The sequence below is a fragment of the Sphingobium sp. WR1 genome, from assembly GCF_059693745.1.
The window spans coordinates 255824-272408 of the sequence record NZ_JCATID010000001.1; the positions used below are offsets into that span (position 1 = coordinate 255824).

16 protein-coding genes are annotated in these 16585 nt (G+C 65.4%); 5 read left to right on the forward strand and 11 right to left on the reverse strand.

Annotated elements, in window-relative coordinates; all coding sequences use genetic code 11:
* The first annotated feature begins 103 nt into the window (after positions 1 to 103).
* Entirely contained in the window at positions 104 to 271 is a 168-nt protein-coding gene (locus tag AC58EF_RS01285; protein WP_497273837.1) for a hypothetical protein, read from the forward strand.
* Between the two features lie 130 nt (positions 272 to 401).
* Complete coding sequence (locus AC58EF_RS01290) at positions 402 to 995, forward strand: nitroreductase family protein (RefSeq protein WP_497273838.1); 594 nt, start codon at positions 402 to 404, stop codon at positions 993 to 995.
* Between the two features lie 40 nt (positions 996 to 1035).
* Here the strand turns inward: AC58EF_RS01290 and AC58EF_RS01295 are convergent, their stop codons facing one another.
* From AC58EF_RS01295 to AC58EF_RS01330, 8 genes are all read right to left on the reverse strand, one after another.
* Positions 1036 to 1437: a GtrA family protein gene (locus AC58EF_RS01295; RefSeq protein ID WP_497273840.1), complete on the reverse strand. Its 402-nt coding sequence runs from the start codon at positions 1435 to 1437 to the stop codon at positions 1036 to 1038.
* A 1-nt stretch (position 1438) separates the two neighbouring features.
* Positions 1439 to 2800, reverse strand: a complete 1362-nt coding sequence (gene rfbH / locus AC58EF_RS01300) for a lipopolysaccharide biosynthesis protein RfbH (RefSeq protein WP_497273842.1) — start codon at positions 2798 to 2800, stop codon at positions 1439 to 1441.
* Positions 2797 to 3876: a CDP-glucose 4,6-dehydratase gene (gene rfbG, locus AC58EF_RS01305; protein ID WP_497273843.1), complete on the reverse strand. Its 1080-nt coding sequence runs from the start codon at positions 3874 to 3876 to the stop codon at positions 2797 to 2799. The genes rfbH and rfbG overlap by 4 nt, the downstream gene beginning before the upstream one ends.
* A gap of 314 nt (positions 3877 to 4190) precedes the next feature.
* On the reverse strand, positions 4191 to 5597 hold the full coding sequence (locus tag AC58EF_RS01310; RefSeq protein WP_497273845.1) for an efflux transporter outer membrane subunit: 1407 nt from the start codon (positions 5595 to 5597) through the stop codon (positions 4191 to 4193).
* 11 nt (positions 5598 to 5608) lie between these two features.
* Positions 5609 to 8791, reverse strand: a complete 3183-nt coding sequence (locus AC58EF_RS01315) for an efflux RND transporter permease subunit (protein WP_497273847.1) — start codon at positions 8789 to 8791, stop codon at positions 5609 to 5611.
* Between the two features lie 117 nt (positions 8792 to 8908).
* Positions 8909 to 10171, reverse strand: coding sequence for an efflux RND transporter periplasmic adaptor subunit (locus AC58EF_RS01320; protein ID WP_497273849.1), 1263 nt, complete (start codon positions 10169 to 10171; stop codon positions 8909 to 8911).
* Complete coding sequence (locus AC58EF_RS01325) at positions 10168 to 10575, reverse strand: hypothetical protein (RefSeq protein WP_497273850.1); 408 nt, start codon at positions 10573 to 10575, stop codon at positions 10168 to 10170. The genes AC58EF_RS01320 and AC58EF_RS01325 overlap by 4 nt, the downstream gene beginning before the upstream one ends.
* Positions 10576 to 10989: 414 nt before the next feature.
* Entirely contained in the window at positions 10990 to 11598 is a 609-nt protein-coding gene (locus tag AC58EF_RS01330; RefSeq protein ID WP_497273852.1) for a TetR/AcrR family transcriptional regulator, read from the reverse strand.
* A 244-nt stretch (positions 11599 to 11842) separates the two neighbouring features.
* Here AC58EF_RS01330 and AC58EF_RS01335 point away from each other — a divergent pair, with 244 nt between their 5' ends.
* Positions 11843 to 12118 carry an HU family DNA-binding protein gene (locus AC58EF_RS01335; RefSeq protein WP_066859534.1) on the forward strand — a complete coding sequence of 92 codons (276 nt, stop codon included), beginning with the start codon at positions 11843 to 11845 and terminating at the stop codon, positions 12116 to 12118.
* Positions 12119 to 12139: 21 nt separating this feature from the next.
* Positions 12140 to 12403 (forward strand): hypothetical protein, encoded by a 264-nt coding sequence (locus tag AC58EF_RS01340; RefSeq protein ID WP_497273853.1) that lies wholly within the window; start codon positions 12140 to 12142, stop codon positions 12401 to 12403.
* 67 nt (positions 12404 to 12470) lie between these two features.
* Here the strand turns inward: AC58EF_RS01340 and AC58EF_RS01345 are convergent, their stop codons facing one another.
* Positions 12471 to 13499: a ShlB/FhaC/HecB family hemolysin secretion/activation protein gene (locus AC58EF_RS01345; RefSeq protein WP_497273855.1), complete on the reverse strand. Its 1029-nt coding sequence runs from the start codon at positions 13497 to 13499 to the stop codon at positions 12471 to 12473.
* Between the two features lie 53 nt (positions 13500 to 13552).
* The gene (locus tag AC58EF_RS01350; RefSeq protein ID WP_497273857.1) at positions 13553 to 13867 is read right to left on the reverse strand and encodes a hypothetical protein; all 315 of its coding nucleotides are present in this window, start codon (positions 13865 to 13867) and stop codon (positions 13553 to 13555) included.
* A gap of 95 nt (positions 13868 to 13962) precedes the next feature.
* On the opposite strand from AC58EF_RS01350, the gene AC58EF_RS01355 reads away from it, so the two are divergent.
* Positions 13963 to 14421 carry a hypothetical protein gene (locus AC58EF_RS01355; protein WP_497273858.1) on the forward strand — a complete coding sequence of 153 codons (459 nt, stop codon included), beginning with the start codon at positions 13963 to 13965 and terminating at the stop codon, positions 14419 to 14421.
* 50 nt (positions 14422 to 14471) lie between these two features.
* Here AC58EF_RS01355 and AC58EF_RS01360 read toward each other — a convergent pair whose 3' ends face one another.
* Positions 14472 to 16577 carry a RelA/SpoT family protein gene (locus AC58EF_RS01360; RefSeq protein ID WP_497273860.1) on the reverse strand — a complete coding sequence of 702 codons (2106 nt, stop codon included), beginning with the start codon at positions 16575 to 16577 and terminating at the stop codon, positions 14472 to 14474.
* Positions 16578 to 16585 lie beyond the last annotated feature (8 nt).

The following is a 16585-nucleotide window of genomic DNA, read 5'->3' on the forward strand; positions in this document are numbered from 1 at the left end:
CGCCTGTCCCACAAGCTTTTCTGTCCGCCACCTCAGCATTGCTTGCGCGCGCATTGTCTATCATATTGATAGAAAGCTGCGCGAGTCGGCGAGAAGGAGAGCCATGATCGACCCTCATCTGGATGAGGCGCCCGCCGGAAGCTGGTGGAGCCGCCTGACGCAGGCCGTTTTCCGGGAACCGAGCGTGGTTCTGCTGGAAAAAGAGGCCGATTCACTGCATCCCGCGACCGAGCGCGAGGAAGTGCTGCGTCCGTGCGAGGCCGCCCGATAGCGCACGCGCACGCCGCAGCGTGCCGGCTTTCCGCAAATAGGCCAAACGGAGCGTTGCCATATTGGGTCTTCGCTACGGGCTGGCCGCGGCCCATATGTCCGTGCGAACGGATCATCCACAAGGAGACATCATGGCTACTGACCCTCGCGCCGTCGAGCGCGCCGTCGATCCCCTGTTCCTGGAACGCTGGTCGCCGCGCGCCTTCGATTCATCGGCGCTGCCGCAGGCGGACCTCGACACGATCTTCGACGCCGCGCGCTGGGCGCCATCGGCCTTCAACTATCAGCCCTGGCGTTTCCTCTACGCGCATCGTGACACGGCCGACTGGAACCGGTTCCTCGGCGCGCTGCTGCCCTTCAACCAGAGCTGGGTGCGCAATGCGTCGGTGATCGTCTATATCCTGTCGGATACGCAGATGGCGGCACCTGGGTCCGACGATTTCAAGCCCTCGCACAGCCACAGCTTCGACGCGGGCGCCGCCTGGGCGCTGCTGGCGTTGCAGGCGACGCGGCTCGGCTATCACACCCATGGTATGACCGGCGTCGATTTCGACGCGGCGCGCAAGGAACTGGGCGTACCGGATCGGTTCCGTATCGAGGCGGCGATCGCCATTGGGCGGCAGGCGGACAAGGCGATCCTGCCCGAAACCCTCCAGGCACGCGAGGCGCCCAGCGGCCGCAACCCGGTCGAGCAATTCGCCTTCGCCGGCAATTTCGCGGGCTAACCGGAATCAGGAGCGTCCGGGGCCGATCGGTCGCGGGCGCTCAACCCCTTTCGGGCTGGCCCCGCGTGCCGAAGACGAGGTGCTTCAGCGCGAAATAGTTGATGACCGACACGATCATGATCGCCGACAGGCCGGCCGCATAGGGATTGGCGACGACGCGCGACAGCGCGGCCAGCATCGCCAGCCCCAAAAGATAGTTGGCGGCATAGGACAGGATGAACCGCAGCCGGGCCGGCGCCGCGCCGCGAAAGACATGGCGGCTGTAGCCGACATAGTTGAACATCACCCCCATCACATGCGCGACCAGTTGCGCGACGAACATGTTGAGGCCAAGCCATATCAGCAGCGCATAGGCGCCCAGACCGAAGATCGTGTTGACGATGCCGGTCTGATAATAGCGCCCTATCTCCATCAGGCGCGCACGGGAGACCGGAAAGCCCATATCAGCCGCCGGACCGGAGAAAGCGTCCCATCTCTTCCGCCATATAGTCGAGATGATCGTCGGTCAGGCCGGGGAACAGGCCGAGCCAGAAGGTGTGGGTCGTCGTCAGGTCCGCATTGGTGAGTTCGCCCACGACGCGATAGGTGCGGCCCTTCATATAGGGCTGGCGCAGCAGGTTGCCGCCGAAGAGCAGGCGGGTGCCGATTTTCCGGCTGTTGAGATAGCGGACCAGCGCCTCGCGGTTCACGCCGCTTTCGGGCCGGATGGTGATCGGGAAGCCGAACCAGGATGGCTGGCTGTTGGGCGTCGCCTGCGGCAGGATCAGCACATCCTCATAGTGGCGGAGCCGTTCGGTCAGGCCCGCGAAATTGCGCGCGCGCGCGGCGATGAAGCCGTCGAGATGGTCAAGCTGCGCCAGGCCGACGGCCGCCTGCATGTCGGTGATCTTGAGGTTATAGCCGGCATGGCCATAGGTATATTTATGGTCATAGCCCTCCGGCAGGCCGCCCAGCTTGCGGGCGAAACGCTTGCCGCAGGTGTCGTCCTTGCCCGGCGCGCACCAGCAGTCGCGGCCCCAGTCGCGCATCGATTCGATCACCCGCTTGAGGCGCGGCTTGTCGGTGAACACCGCGCCGCCTTCGCCCATGGTGATATGGTGGGCGGGGTAGAAGCTCAACGTGCCGATATGGCCGAAGGTGCCCACCCCCTGACCATTATAGGTGGCGCCCAGCGCGTCGCAGCAATCCTCGACCACCCAGAGATTATATTTTTCCGCGACGCGCATCACTTCGGCGATGTCGAACGGATTGCCCAGCGTGTGCGCGATCATGATCGCGCGGGTCCGGTCGCTGACCGCCGCCTCGATCATGTCGGGCCTGACGTTATAGGTCGGGATGTCGACGTCGACGAACACCGGCACCAGCCCATATTGCAGCGACGGATTGACCGTGGTGGGGAAGCCGGTGGCGACGGTGATGACCTCGTCGCCGGGCTTGAGCGCTTCGCCGCGGAAATAATGCGAGGTCAGCGTGGACAGCGCGAGCAGATTGGCCGACGACCCCGAATTGGTCGTCAGCGCATGGGCGACGCCGAGGCGCTGGGCCAGTTTCGCCTCGAACGCATCGTTGAACCGGCCGGTCGTCAGCCAGAAGTCGAGCGAGGAATCGACCAGGTTGCGCATGTCGCTTTCGTCATAGACCTTGCCCGACACGGGAACGGGGCTTTCGCCGGGGACGAAGGCTTTGGGCGCGTGGAAGCGCCGCGCATATTCGCCGGTCAGGTCAAGGATGAGCGCGCGAAGCTGGGCCTCGTCGCAATCGTCGGTCAAGGCGGTTGAAACGGAAGCCAGATGTTCGGCGGTCATGAGCATGTCTCCCCCAACAGGGCACGGTCGAGCTGCGCGCGATAGGCATTCAGCTGTGCCAAGGATATGTGCGCGGCATCGCCGCCTTGCGCGACGGCGCGATGCCAGGCGACGATCAGGTCCAGCGCTTCCCGCAAGCGCAGCGCCGGGCGCCAGCCCAGTTCGGTGCGGGCCTTGGAACAGTCGAGCTTCAATATCTTCGCCTCATGCGGCTGGACCTGTTCCTCGCTATACCAGGCCGGGCCGTCCCAGGCGGTGCACAGGCGGTCGGCGATCCAGCTGACGGGCCGGGTATCGTCGTCGGCCGGGCCGAAATTCCAGCCGGTCGCCATCGTCGCATCGCCCTGCGCCAGACGCTGCGCGATCATCAGATAGCCGCCCAGCGCTTCCAGCACATGCTGCCATGGCCGGATGGAGGCGGGCGAGCGGATGAAGGGCGGCTTGCCGGCGATCAGCGCGCGGATGATGTCGGGGATCAGCCGGTCGGCGGCCCAGTCGCCGCCGCCGATGACATTGCCCGCGCGCACCGAGGCGAGCAGCGGTCCCTTGTCGAAGAAGCTGCGGCGATAGGCGGCGATCACCAGTTCGGCCGCGCCCTTGCTGGCGCTGTAGGGATCACGCCCGCCCATCGGGTCGCTTTCACGATAGGGCCAGACCCATTCGCGATTCTCATAGCATTTATCGCTGGTGACGCAGACGATCGCCTTCAGGTCGGTGGCGCGGCGGCAGGCGTCGAGCACATGGGCCGTGCCCTGCACATTGGTGGCGAAGGTTTCGACCGGGCAGTCGTAGGACAGGCGCACCAGAGGCTGGGCGGCGAGGTGAAACAATATGTGCGGCCGGGCCTGCAGGATGGCAGCCTCCACCACGTCCCTGTCGCGAATGTCGCCTTCGATATGGGTGAGGCCATGCTCCACGCCCGCCTGACGGAACAGGCTGACCTCCTCGGCGGGAAGGGAGAAGCCGGTGACGTCCGCGCCCATCTGCGCCAGCCACAGGGCCAGCCAGCTACCCTTGAAGCCGGTATGACCGGTCAGGAAAACCCGGCGTCCCTGCCAGAATGCCGCCTCGACCATGGCCTAGCGCGCGTCCGTCGGCCGGGGACGCGTCGGAGCGGTCGCCGGTCGCCCACGCCCCGCATGGACTTCGCTTACAAGAACGGACGTTCCGATCGCCACTGTGCTGCCCCCGTGCCACCATTGGCGGACGTCGGATTTTTTGAAGGGAGCACAGGTCTGGGTCAACGGCGCGGAAGGGGGATTGTCAGTGCATAAATTCTATAAAATCAACGATTTGAATGGGTAATTTGGGGCTATCCCGAATCGGTAGTTGATATGCGCCGGAAGATGATGGTGCGGGCGCGCATATGCCGACGCTCCCGCACCATGGGTCAGGTCTTGGTCCAGCCGCCGCCGAGCGCCCGGAACAGGTCGACCTGCGCGAAGGCGACGGCGCGGTTGGCGCTGGCGAGGTCGGCGTCGGCCGCCGCCTGGGTGCGCAGCGCGTCGAGCACGGTCAGGAAGTCGATCTGCCCTTCGCGCTGGCGGGCGGTGCTGATCCGCGCGGCGCGGGCGGCCTCGTCCCGCGCGGTTTGCAGCGACGCGCGGCGTTGCAGCGCGTTGGCATAGGCGGAGAGAGCGGTTTCGGTTTCCTCCAGCGCGCGCAGCACCGTGCCGTCGAAGGTCGCCAGCGCCGCGTCGCCATCGGCACGGGCGGCGGCGATGCGGGCGCGGTTCGCCTCCTGATTGGGGAAGGCCCAGCTGATGAGCGGTCCCAGCAGCCAGTTGAGCGGCCCGCCGCCGAAAAGATTGCCGCCGCCGACCGCGGTAGTGCCGATCGATCCGCCGAGCGTGATGCGGGGATAGAGGGCGGCGGTCGCCACCCCGATCCGCGCCGTGTCGGCCGCGAGCCGCTGTTCGGCGGCGCGCACGTCGGGACGACGGGCGAGCAGCGCCTGACCGTCGCCCACGGGGATGGGCTGGGTGAGGTCGGGCGTCGTCTTTGCCTCGCGCACGGTTGCGGGCAGATCCTGCGGGGTGCGGCCGGTGAGGGTGGCGAGGCGGAACAGGGCCGCGTTGCGATCCGCCACCAGCGAGGGGATGAGCGCCTGCTGCTGGTCGCGCAGGCTGGTGATGCGGATCACGTCGAGCCGGTCGGACCGGCCGACGTCGAAGCGCGCCTGTGAAATGCGGAGCGACTGGTCGAGCAGGTCGACCGTCTGCTGCGCGACCGCGATGCGCTGGGCCGAGGCGGTGGCGTCGACATAGGCGCGCACCGTGTCGGCGACGACGGCGACGCGCACCGCGTCGGCATCGCCCGCCGCCGCGCCGACATCGCCGCGTGCGGCCTCTATGCTGCGCTTCACCCGGCCGAACAGATCGACCTCATAGGCGACATCCAGACCCATATCGACGGTCCAGTTCTCGCGGTCCATGCCCGGCAGAGTCTGGGCCTGCGACGCGCGGCCGTAGGTCGGCGAGCCGCTGAGCGTCGTGCTGGGCAGCCGGTCGGAGCGGGCGCCGCGCAACTGGGCGCGGGCGCGTTCCAGCCGGGCGACGGCGACGCGGATGTCGGTGTTGGCCGCCAGCGCGTCCTTGACCAGCCCGTCGAGCAGCGGGTCGTTGTAGAGCCGCCACCAATGATCGTCGGCGGGCGACTGGCTGACCGCCGGGGTCGTCGCCCCGATGAAGGGGGCAGCGGCCGTGGTCGGGGTGGCGGGGGCCTTGTAATCAGGCCCGGCGGCGCAGGCCGTGAGGGCGCTGGCGCCGAGCAACAAAGCGATGAAGTTCCTTGTCATGGCTCTATTCCTTATTCGGCCGGCTGCAACGCAGGCTCGGCCTCTTCGCGCCGGCGGCGGGCGAAGCGATCGCCCAGCGCGCGGCACACGACATAGAAGGTGGGGGTGAAGAGCAGGCCGAACGCCGTCACGCCGGTCATGCCGAAGAAGACCGCCGTGCCCAGCGCCTGCCGCAGCTCCGCGCCGGCCCCGGTCGCGATCACCAGTGGCACCGCACCCAGGATGAAGGCGAAGCTGGTCATCAGGATCGGGCGCAGGCGGGTCTGAGCGGCCTGAACGGCGGCCTCGACCGGCGAGAGTCCCTGTTCCTCTTCCGCCTGCTTGGCGAATTCGACCACCAATATGGCGTTCTTCGCGGCAAGGGCGATCAGCACGACCAGACCGATCTGCGTCAGAATGTTGTTGTCCATTCCGCGCAGGTTCACGCCCAGCATGGCCGCGAACAGGCACATCGGCACGATCAGGATGATCGACAGCGGCAAGGTCAGGCTTTCATATTGCGCCGCCAGCACCAGGAAGACGAAGAACACCGCCATGCCGAAGACGAGGCCAGCAGTATTGCCGGCGATCTTCTGCTGATAGGCGACGCCCGTCCATTCGCTGCCATAGCCGGCAGGCGCGGCTTCGGCGAGCTTCTCCATGGTGGTCAGCGACTGGCCAGAGGAATAGCCCGGCGCCGTGTCGCCGTCGATCTCCACCGCCGGCAGCAGGTTGTAGCGGACCACGCGATAGGGACCGGTCTTGTCCTTGAAGGTGGAGACGGAGCCGATCGGCACCATCTGGCCGCTGTTCGACCGGGTCTTCAGGTTCGCGATGTCCGCCACCGTGCCGCGATGATCGGCATCGGCTTGCGCGGTCACGCGATAGGTGCGGCCCAGCAGGTTGAAGTCGTTGACGAAGGCCGACCCCAGATAGACCTGCATCGCTTCGAAGATGCGTTCGGGTGGCACGCCCAGCAGGTCGGCCTTGCGCCGGTCGACGTCCGCATAGACGCGGGGTGTGCCGACATCGAACAGGGTATAGACCATGGCGAGGCTGGGGGACTGGTTCGCCTTGGCGATCATCTCCTGCGCGACCTTGTTGAGTTCGGCATAACCGCGATCCTCGCGATCCTCCAGCATCATGCGATAGCCGCCGGCCGAGCCGATGCCCTGGATGAGCGGCGGCGGGACGAGCAGGATGCGCGCCTTGTCATAGCCGGCGACGGCCTTGTTCGCCTGTTCCATGATGCCGGCATAGGTCGCGCCTTCCTCCTTGCGTTCGGCAAAGCTCTTGAAGGGGAAGTAGATCGCCGCGCTGTTGGGCGCCTGCGTCTGCGAGGGGCCGTGGAAGCCGGCGAACATCACCGCGCCGCGCAGTCCCTTGATCGGCAGGATCTTCTCCGCCACTTCGCGCGTCACCTTGTCGGTGCGTTCGAGCGAGGCGCCGGAAGGAAGCTGCACCACCGCCAGGAAATAGCCCTGGTCCTGGGCCGGGATGAAGCCGCCGGGCGTCACCCAGAAGAGGGCGATGGTGGCGGCGATCAGGCCGGAATAGGTCAGCAGCATCTTCTTGGGACGGGCGACAAGGAAGCGGGTGAGGCGGCCATAGCCCGCGCTCATCCGGTCGAAGCCGGTGTTGAACGCATCGACGGCCACGCCCAGCTTCTGCCGCCAGAGCGGATCGCCGCTGCGGTCGCGCGGACCATGTTTTTCCTTCAGCAGCAGGGCGGCGGCGGCCGGCGACAAGGTGAGCGACAGGATCAGCGAGATGATCGTCGCGGTCGAGATGGTGACGGCGAACTGCTGATAGAAGGCGCCGGAAATGCCGGTGATGAACAGCGTCGGCACGAACACCGCGCACAGCACCAGCACGATCGCGACAAGGGCGGTCGACACTTCGTCCATCGACGTGCGGGCCGCCTCCAGCGGCGACATGCCATTTTCGATATTGCGCTCGACATTCTCGACCACGACGATGGCGTCGTCGACGACGATGCCGATGGCGAGGACCAGGCCGAAGAGCGACAGGTTGTTGAGCGAATAGCCAAGGCCCGCCAGGATCGTCGCCGTGCCGATCAGCGACACGGGGATGGCGATGATCGGGATGATCGCCGCGCGCCAGTTCTGGAGGAAGACCAGGATGACGAGCACGACCAGCAGTACCGCCTCGATCAGCGTGTGATAGACGGCGTCGATCGACTGGCTGATGAATTCGGTCGGGTTGTAGATGACGCTATATTCCAGCCCCTTGGGGAAGCGCTTGGAAAGCTGGTCCATCTCCGCCTTCACCTTCTCCGCCGCGTCGAGCGCGTTGGAGCCGGGACGCTGCATCACCGCGATGACGACGGTGGGCTTGTTCGACAGATAGGTGTTGATGCCATAATCCTGCGCGCCCAGTTCGACGCGCGCGACATCGCTGACGCGGACCTGATGGCCGGTGGCGTCGGTGCGGATGACGATATTGGCGAATTGCTGCGGTTCGGTCAGGCGGCCCTGCATCTCGACGCCGAGCTGGAAGGCTTCGCCGCGGTCATAGGGGGGCTGGCCGATCGAGCCGGCCGACACCTGGACATTCTGGGCGCGCAGCGCCGAGACGATCTCGCCCGCGGTCAGGTCCAGCGCGGCGGCGCGGTCGGGGTCGATCCAGATGCGCATCGCATAGTCGCGCGACCCGAAAAGCTGCACATCGCCCACGCCGTCGAGCCGGGCAAGCCGGTCGCGCACCTGCGTCAGTGCATAGTTGGACAGATAATTGCGATCGAACGTGCCGTCGGGCGATTGCAGGTTCACGACCATCAGGAATTCGGGCGTGGTCTTGCGGGTGACGACGCCCAGCCGCTGCACCTCTTCGGGCAGGCGCGGGATGGCGACGGCGACGCGGTTCTGCACCAGCACCTGCGCGGCATCGAGGTCGGTGCCGATCTTGAAGGTGACGGTGATGACGACCTTGCCGTCGCCGGTCGACTGGCTGCTCTGATAGAGCATGTCGTCGACGCCGTTGATTTCCTGTTCGATCGGCGCGGCCACGGTCGATGCGACCGTTTCCGCCGAAGCGCCGGGATATTGGGCGGACACCGTGACCGTGGGGGGCACGATGTCGGGATATTGGGACACCGGCAGGCCGACGAAGGCAAGCGCGCCGACCACGGTGATGACCACCGCGATGACGGCGGCGAAGATCGGCCGGTCGATGAAGAAACGGGAGAAACGCATCGGATCGTCCTTTGCGAAAGGCGAAAGGGAGACCGCGCAATCCGGCGGGTGCCGGATCACGGGCTTGGGAATGTCTTGGGCTGACCCCTCCCGTGTGAAGGGAGGGGCCTATATAAGTTACCGCGCGAAGGTCGCCTGCGCCGCCACCGGCGCGGCGCTGTCGACCGGCGTGACCGGCGCGGGCGTCGGAGTGATGCGCGTTGGCCGCACCGCCACCTTGGCGCCGGGCATGGCCGCCTGGATGTTGGACACGATCACCCGGTCCTGCGCGCCAAGGCCCGAGCGGATGATCCGCAGACCGTCGACGATCGGGCCAAGCTCGACCGGCTTCACCGCGACATTGTCATCCTTGCCCACCACCAGCACGGTCTTGCGCGCCTGGTCGGACTGGATCGCCTCGTCGGGAACCAGCAGGGCATTGGCCTTGCCGCCATTGGCAAGCCGCATATTGCCGAACAGGCCGGGGGTCAGGAAATTGCCCGGATTATCGAACACGGCGCGGATGCGGATCGTGCCCGACCGGGGATCGAGGCCGTTGTCGGTGAAGTCGAGCTTGCCCTTCCACCGATAATCGGCCTCATCCTGCAAGCGGACCTCGACCGCGCCGCCCGCTTCCTTGTCGCGCTGCGACTTCAAATAGAGCGCCTCGGAGGCGTCGAAGTTGAAATAGATGGGGTCGAGCTTGTTGACCGTGGTCAGCAGGGTCGCGCCGGTGCCCTCCGCGCCGGCCACGAGGTTGCCGATGTCGACGCGGCGGTCGGAGACGCGGCCCGAAATGGGGGCACGGACCTGCGTGAACTCGACGTCGAGCGCCCGCTGCCGTTCACGCGCCTGCGCGCCGGCGAGCGCGGCCTGCGCCGCCTGGAGACGGGAGCGCAGCGAGTCCACTTCGCTGGCCGACACGGCCTCGTCGCCGTTCAGCCGCTGGACGCGGGCATAGTCATTCTGCGCCAGCAGCAGCGCGCTGCGGGCCGATGCGCTGCTCGCCCGCGCCTCGGCCAGCGCCGCCAGGAAGGGGCGCTGGTCGATGGTGAAGAGCAATTGGCCCTGACGGACGAAATCGCCGTCGCGGAAATGGATGGCGGTCACGGCGCCCGACACGCGCGGGCGGATTTCCACCGTTTGGCTGGGGGCGAAGCGGCCGACATAATCGTCCCATTGCGTCACGCTGCGGGCGAGCGGCGCGGAGACGCCGACCGCCGCCAGCGGGGCGGCCGAAGCCTGGGCCTGGGGCTGATCGAGCAGCTTCCAGCCCGCGCCAAGGATGGCGATGGCGGCGACGGCGGCGATCCCGCCATGGCGGCGGGACCATCGCCGCTTCGGCTGTGTGCCGGCGTCCGCATATTCGGCGTCGGCGGTGATTTTTGTATGCTGATTCATGCGAAACTCCGGCGTCCGCGAGCCAAGCGGCCCGCGCTGATGGTGGCGAGCAGAAGCTCGAGTTGTGCGGTGGAAAAACCCGCCGCGCGGAAGGCGGCGAGGCCGGACAGCGAAACGGCATAGCCCTTGTGCCAGGCCTCGACGGCCAGGCGGCGCAGCGCCTCCAGCCGGTCGCTGGCCAGGGTCAGGTTGGTTTCCTCGCCGAAAATCCAGCGGCGCAGGCGGGCGAAGCGGCCCGGGCCTTGAAGCGAGCGCAGCCCGTCGGTGCGCGCGAGCGCGACGATCTGCCATTCCTCCGTGGAAAATTCGGTCGGTTCAGCCGAGCGAACGACGGTCTGGGCGATGCCCGCGCCGACGGCCATCTGCGGGCCGGCCAGCGGTTGTGCGAAATCAAGGAACGCCATGGCTATTTCCCTTTCCCAATTGAAGAGGACGCGTCTCTACGCCCGGAATCGCGCCGTCGCGTCCCGCGCCTTGCGCCCGAAATTTGCGCGAACGATCCTGTCCGCTCGCGCCGGTGGACGCGTCAGCGAAAAGATCGAAAAATATGGATCAGGATGCTCCCGTCGCCGGGAAGCCATCCTTTACGCCGCTGTCAGCAACAGCGCCTGTATTTGAGATGATGCCGCATGATGACCTCCCTGGGAGATGTTCCCAGCAGTTCTATACTGAGCGGTATATATTAACGCGACCTTGCTGGTCAACCCTTATTTTATACCGGCAGGTATTTTATTCGCGGTGCAGCATTTTCAAGGGGGTGGACGGTACGATGGCGAAATAATTTTCGCCGGCAGCGTCGAAGGGGAGGCCAGGTTGCGTCAGCGACCTGGCCACATGGACAGGGTGGTTTCGATCAGCGTTTCGAGCCGGTCGACCGGCACGCCGGCGCCCGCCTGCACCGCCATGCCCTGCGTGACGGTGGACAGGTAGCAGGCCAGCGCCTGCGGTTCGATATGATCGGGCAGGTCGCCTTCGTCCCGCGCCCGTTCGAACCGTTCGACCAGCGCGCGGTCGGAGGAGGCGCGGCGGGCGATCACCTCGTCGCGGATACATTCGGAATGGGCGGTGCCGCCGACCGAACTGATAACGCCCAGACATCCCTTGGGATCGGTGCTGTTGGTCTGGATCGCCAGCGACCCGCGCAGCAGCCGTTCGGCCACCGCCTTGGACGTGGGCGCATCCAGCGCCGACTGGACATAGCAGAGCTTGTCGCGCTCATAGAGGTCGAGCGCCTTGCGGAACAGGGCTTCCTTATTACCGAAACAGGCGTAGAGGCTGGGTTTGGTGATGCCCATCGCCTCGGTCAGCTCGGCCAAGGACGCGCCCTCATAGCCGCGCCGCCAGAAGACTTCGAGCGCCGCCGCCAGCGCTTCTTCGGGATCGAATTCCCGGGGACGGCCTCTCCCGCTATGTGTCGCTATTTCCATACCGATCGGTATATAGTGTGGATGCGCCGAGAGTCCAGTGCTGCTGTTCAGCATGGCGGGACAGCGCCGCGCGCCGGTCGAGGTCGTGCCGTCGCCGCTCGATCCGACGAATCCCCGCTATAATCCGGCCACCGGTTCGGCGCCGGGCTGATTTCGATCGAACAGCTTCATATCATTACACCGTGGACGAGCCGCTCACAGGCCGCTATTTCCAGCCGTTCCATAATCAGGAGCTTAAATCCTCATGAACAACACCGATCTTGCCGAAGCGGTCGCCGCATCCCACGACATCAGCAAGGCTGAAGCGCGCAAGCTGGTCGACAGCGTGGTGGGCGCCATCGCCGACGCTGCCGCCAAGGGTGACGAAGTGTCGCTCAACGGCTTTGGCAAGTTCAAGGTCAAGGACAGCCCGGCGCGCCAGGGCCGCAACCCCGCCACCGGCGCCGTGATCGAGATCGCCGCCTCGAAGAAGCTGACCTTCACCCCCGCCAAGGCGGTCAAGGACCGGCTGAACGGCTGATCCGGGAGGCTGTCGCTTCCCATGAATTTCGATGACCAGATCCATCGCTATTTCGGCACCACCAATCTTGACGCGGTGACGCCGGAGGCGATGGCTGCGGGCATCGAGCGGATGCGCGTCGACCTTGGTCTGGAAACCAACCAAGGTCGGCGCTTCGCGCTCTGGTCCCTCCTGTTCCTCCTCGATGCGGCACCGGACATCGAAACGACCTTCGACGATCCGGCCGACCGCGACGCCGCGCGCGATTTCATGGACATGATCGAAAAGGGACCGGCGGAGGATTAGGGTATCGCGCGCACCGCAAGCCCCATGCTCGACGGGCCGGTCTGAACCGTCCCCTCCCCCCCGACATTCACAGTCCGAATTTCATCCGCGCGGTCATGAATAGCCGCCAATCTTCCCCCATGCCGGGATAAGGGGATTTGAGGGCGCGCGCCGCGCCGAAATCCACGCCCAGCCTGTCCGCGAGCTGAAGCCGTGCGCCTATCCCTGCGGACGCAAGGCGATAGGTCACGCCCGTAAACGGATCACGGCGCTTGTAATGCACCGACGCGGTGTCCACGAAAGCGAACAGTTCCTGTGTCGTGAGCGCGGCGATGGCTTTCGGCAGCCAAGCCACTTCAACGCCCGCCGCCCAGCCGTCGTCGCCGTTGATCAGCCCATTGGTGAAGGCGCGGCCAAAATCGCCGCCGCCCGCCGATATCTGCTCGACCAGAGGCAGGCGCGCGGTCGTGAGTTGGGCCGTCGCCTTCATGCGGACGGCCAGATGGGAACCGACCATGTGGTGCGTGGACAGGCGTCCGTTGATCTTGGTGAAATCGACCTTGCCCAGCCCCTCGCTGGCGCGCGCTCCGGCGATCGCAATCCCCTGGGATAGGCCCAGTTCCGCCTTGAGTTCATGGTTGTCCGCCGTTTCGCTATATCGAAGCGACAGGCGAACGGCCCTCGTCCGGTCATCGGTCAGCCGATAGATCAGGATTGCATTGTCCAGATTCATGAAGTCGAAGGCCAGGCTGGCCTGGATCGACCGTCCGAAGCGTTGCAGCAGCGGACGGGAAAGCAGCAGGCCGCCCTGCCATCCCTTGCCGCGCACCAGATCGTAGAAGACCTTCGATCGAAGATAGGCCGCCTGGACGGTCAGGCGCGTCCCTTCGCGATCCAGGGCCATGCCATGGCTGATCGCGACATATTGACTGCGCTCGAAACGGGTCGCGCTGGTTGCGTAAAGGCGTGTTTCATCTCCGGCCGCAAAGAGCCCGGATAATTGCAAATTCGCCTCCAGCGTATCGGCCCCGACCAGGTCGCCGCCATAATTATTATAGCCGACGATCAGCGCAGGGCGCTGACGGGCGGCCGTGCCGCATTGCCATATATGGAGCACATGCGCTTCGCGGAGGGCTGGAAGGCGGCGAGGCGTGCCCGCCGCCGACCTTTTTACTTGGGCAACGCGCCGTTCAGCTTCCCGTCGAGCGGAGATGTCAGGCCCAGATAAATTGGTCCGTTGCTGGTCTTGACGGACAGCCCGACCGTCTTGTCGGGGCCCAGCACGCGCAGGCTGATCGGTGTTTTGTTGTTGTTCGGGCTGAGGACGCCCACACCGATGGCGGAATCGGCATTGCCGGTCAGAGGGGCGCCGTTTCCGACCGAGATTTTCACCGGAAGATTCTGGAGCAGCGTCTGCGCCGACGCAGCGCCGGGCGCGGCCATCATGGTTGCGGATACGGAAAGGAGAAATGTCTTAGCGAGCATGTTCTATTATTCGTCGATCGGCATCGATCCGAACGGCATCCCGATGTTGACGGGGGCCGACAGCTTCGGGCGGGTCGTGCCTGCGTGACGAAGGGATGCGCGGCATCGACATAATGGGGAATGATCCCAACGGCTGTTGGCGCCCGGCGCGGCGGGCTATAAAAATCGGACATCAAAATGCCCGGATCGCCGACAAGATCGGGCGCAGCAATCCCCATGGCCTGCAACCGCCGCCGCGTCAGATGGCCACGCACGGCGACCAGCCTGGCAGGCGGCGTTTGCAGCTTTATCTCCGCCGAGATCAAGCCCGAACCCCAGATGACCGAATGGGCGTCAGCCCAGTGAAGGATCGACCCGATGGCGATCAGATTGGCATGATCCAGCGCGGCCTGCCCCACCGTTTCGACATCGTCGGAAAGCAGGCGGGACAGAATATAGCTGCTCGCTACGTCGCCCGCGTTGGCGAATTTGGTGAACTGCTTGAGATAGATAGGCAAATCTACATCCTCAGCTTTGGTGCTCGCGCGGATAGCGAAGTCGAAACGCCTCGGTGAAGTCGCGTACGGCTTCGCCTCCCGCCGCTGGCCTGGTGTCGTCGGCCGTCCTACACCCGATCCGCCTGCACCACCGCGTCGAGCGCGCGCAGGGCGGAAAGGATGCGGTTCAGATGCTGGGCGTCGGCCACTTCCAGATCGATGATGTCCGTGTGGAAGGGGCCTTCGCGGTTCACCAGTTGCAGGTTCAGGATGTTCGCCTTGGTCGCGCCGAACACGTTGGCGACCGCGGCGAGCGCGCCCGGCTGGTTCTTGACGATCACCTGAAGCCGTGCGGTGCCGCCCTTGGACTTGCTGTCCCAGGCGAGGTCGACCCAGTCATCGTCCTGGTCGACCTCCAGCGAGCGGCAGTCGATCGTATGCACCTCGATCGGCTCTCCGGTGCGGCGCACCCCGACGATGCGGTCGCCCGGCACCGGATGGCAGCAGTCGGACAGATTATAGGCGATGCCCGGCGTCAGCCCCCGGATCGAGACGGGCTGATGCTGGCGCGGATGGGCTTCCTCCATCCCCTCGGCGGTGGTGGAGCCGGGGATCAGCGCCTCCATCACTTCGGCGTCGAGCACGCGATGGGTGGCGATCGCGACCATCAGCGAGGCGCGATCCTCCAGCTTCAGCCGCTTGAGCGCGGCGGTCAGCGCCTTGTCGCCCAGTTCCTTGGCAAGATCGGGAGAGAAGCGGCCGATAATCTCCTCATAGAGTTTCTCGCCCAGCGCGACCTCCTCGCCGCGCTGCTTCTGGCGGATGAAGCGGCGGATGGCGGCGCGCGCCTTGCCGGTGATGGCGAAGGTCAGCCAGCCGGGCTGCGGCTCCTGCCCCACCGACTTCAATATCTCCACCTGATCGCCATTTTCGAGGCTGGTGCGCAGCGGCACGACCCGGCCGTTGACCTTCGCCCCGACGGTCTGGTTGCCGAGCGAGGTGTGGACCGCATAGGCGAAGTCGACCGGCGTCGACCCCTTGGGCAACTGATGTAGTTCGCCCTTGGGCGTGAAGGCGAAGATCCGATCCTGATACATCGCCATGCGGGTATGTTCGAGCAGTTCGTCGGCGTCCTGGCTCTGTTCCAGAATTTCGACCAGGTCGCGCAGCCAGGCGGCATGATGGTCGGCCGCGTCGCCCTTCTGCTTATAGGCCCAGTGCGCCGCCAGCCCCAGTTCCGCGTCGCTGTGCATCTCGCGGCTGCGGATCTGCACCTCGATGCGGGCATTGTCCTGATGGATGACGGTGGTGTGCAGCGACTGGTAGCCGTTGCGCTTGGGCGTCGAGATATAATCCTTGAAGCGGCCGGGGACCATCTTGAAGGTCTGGTGGATGATGCCGAGTGCGCGGTAGCAATCCTCCGTCGTGTCGGTGATGACGCGGAACGCCATGACGTCGGTCAGCTGCTCGAAGCTGATATGGCGCTCCTGCATCTTCTTCCAGATGGAATAGGGATGCTTCTCACGGCCGGAAACGGTCACGGACAGGCCCTTGCCGCCCAGCAGCAATTGCAGTTCCGCGCCGATCCGGTCGACCTTGTCATGGCCGCCTTCCTTCAGCTGCTCCAGCCGCTTGGTGATGCTGTCATAGGCGTCCGGCTCGATCTCGCGGAAGGCGAGCAACTGCATCTCGCGCATGAAGTCGTACATGCCGATCCGCTCCGCGAGCGGGGCATAGATGTCCATCGTCTCCCTCGCGATGCGGCGGCGCTTGTCCGGGTTCTTGATGAAATGGAGCGTGCGCATATTGTGCAGCCGGTCGGCCAGCTTCACCAGCAGCACGCGGATATCGTCCGACATGGCGAGCAGGAATTTGCGGAGATTTTCCGCCGCCCGCTCATTTTCGGACATCGCCTCGATCTTGGACAGCTTGGTGACGCCGTCGACCATGCGCGCGACATCCTTGCCGAATGCGCTCTCTATCTCGTCATAGGTGACGAGCGTGTCCTCGATCGTGTCGTGCAGCAAGGCGGTGACGATGGTCTGGTCGTCCAGGTTAAAATCGGTCAATATGCCCGCAACTTCAATGGGATGGCTGAAATAGGGGTCGCCGCTGGCGCGCTTCTGGCTGCCATGTTTCTGGACCGAAAAGACATAGGCGCGGTTGATCATCGCCTCGTCCGCGGCAGGATCATAGCGTTTCACGCGTTCGACAAGTTCATATTGACGTAGCATCGTTGCTC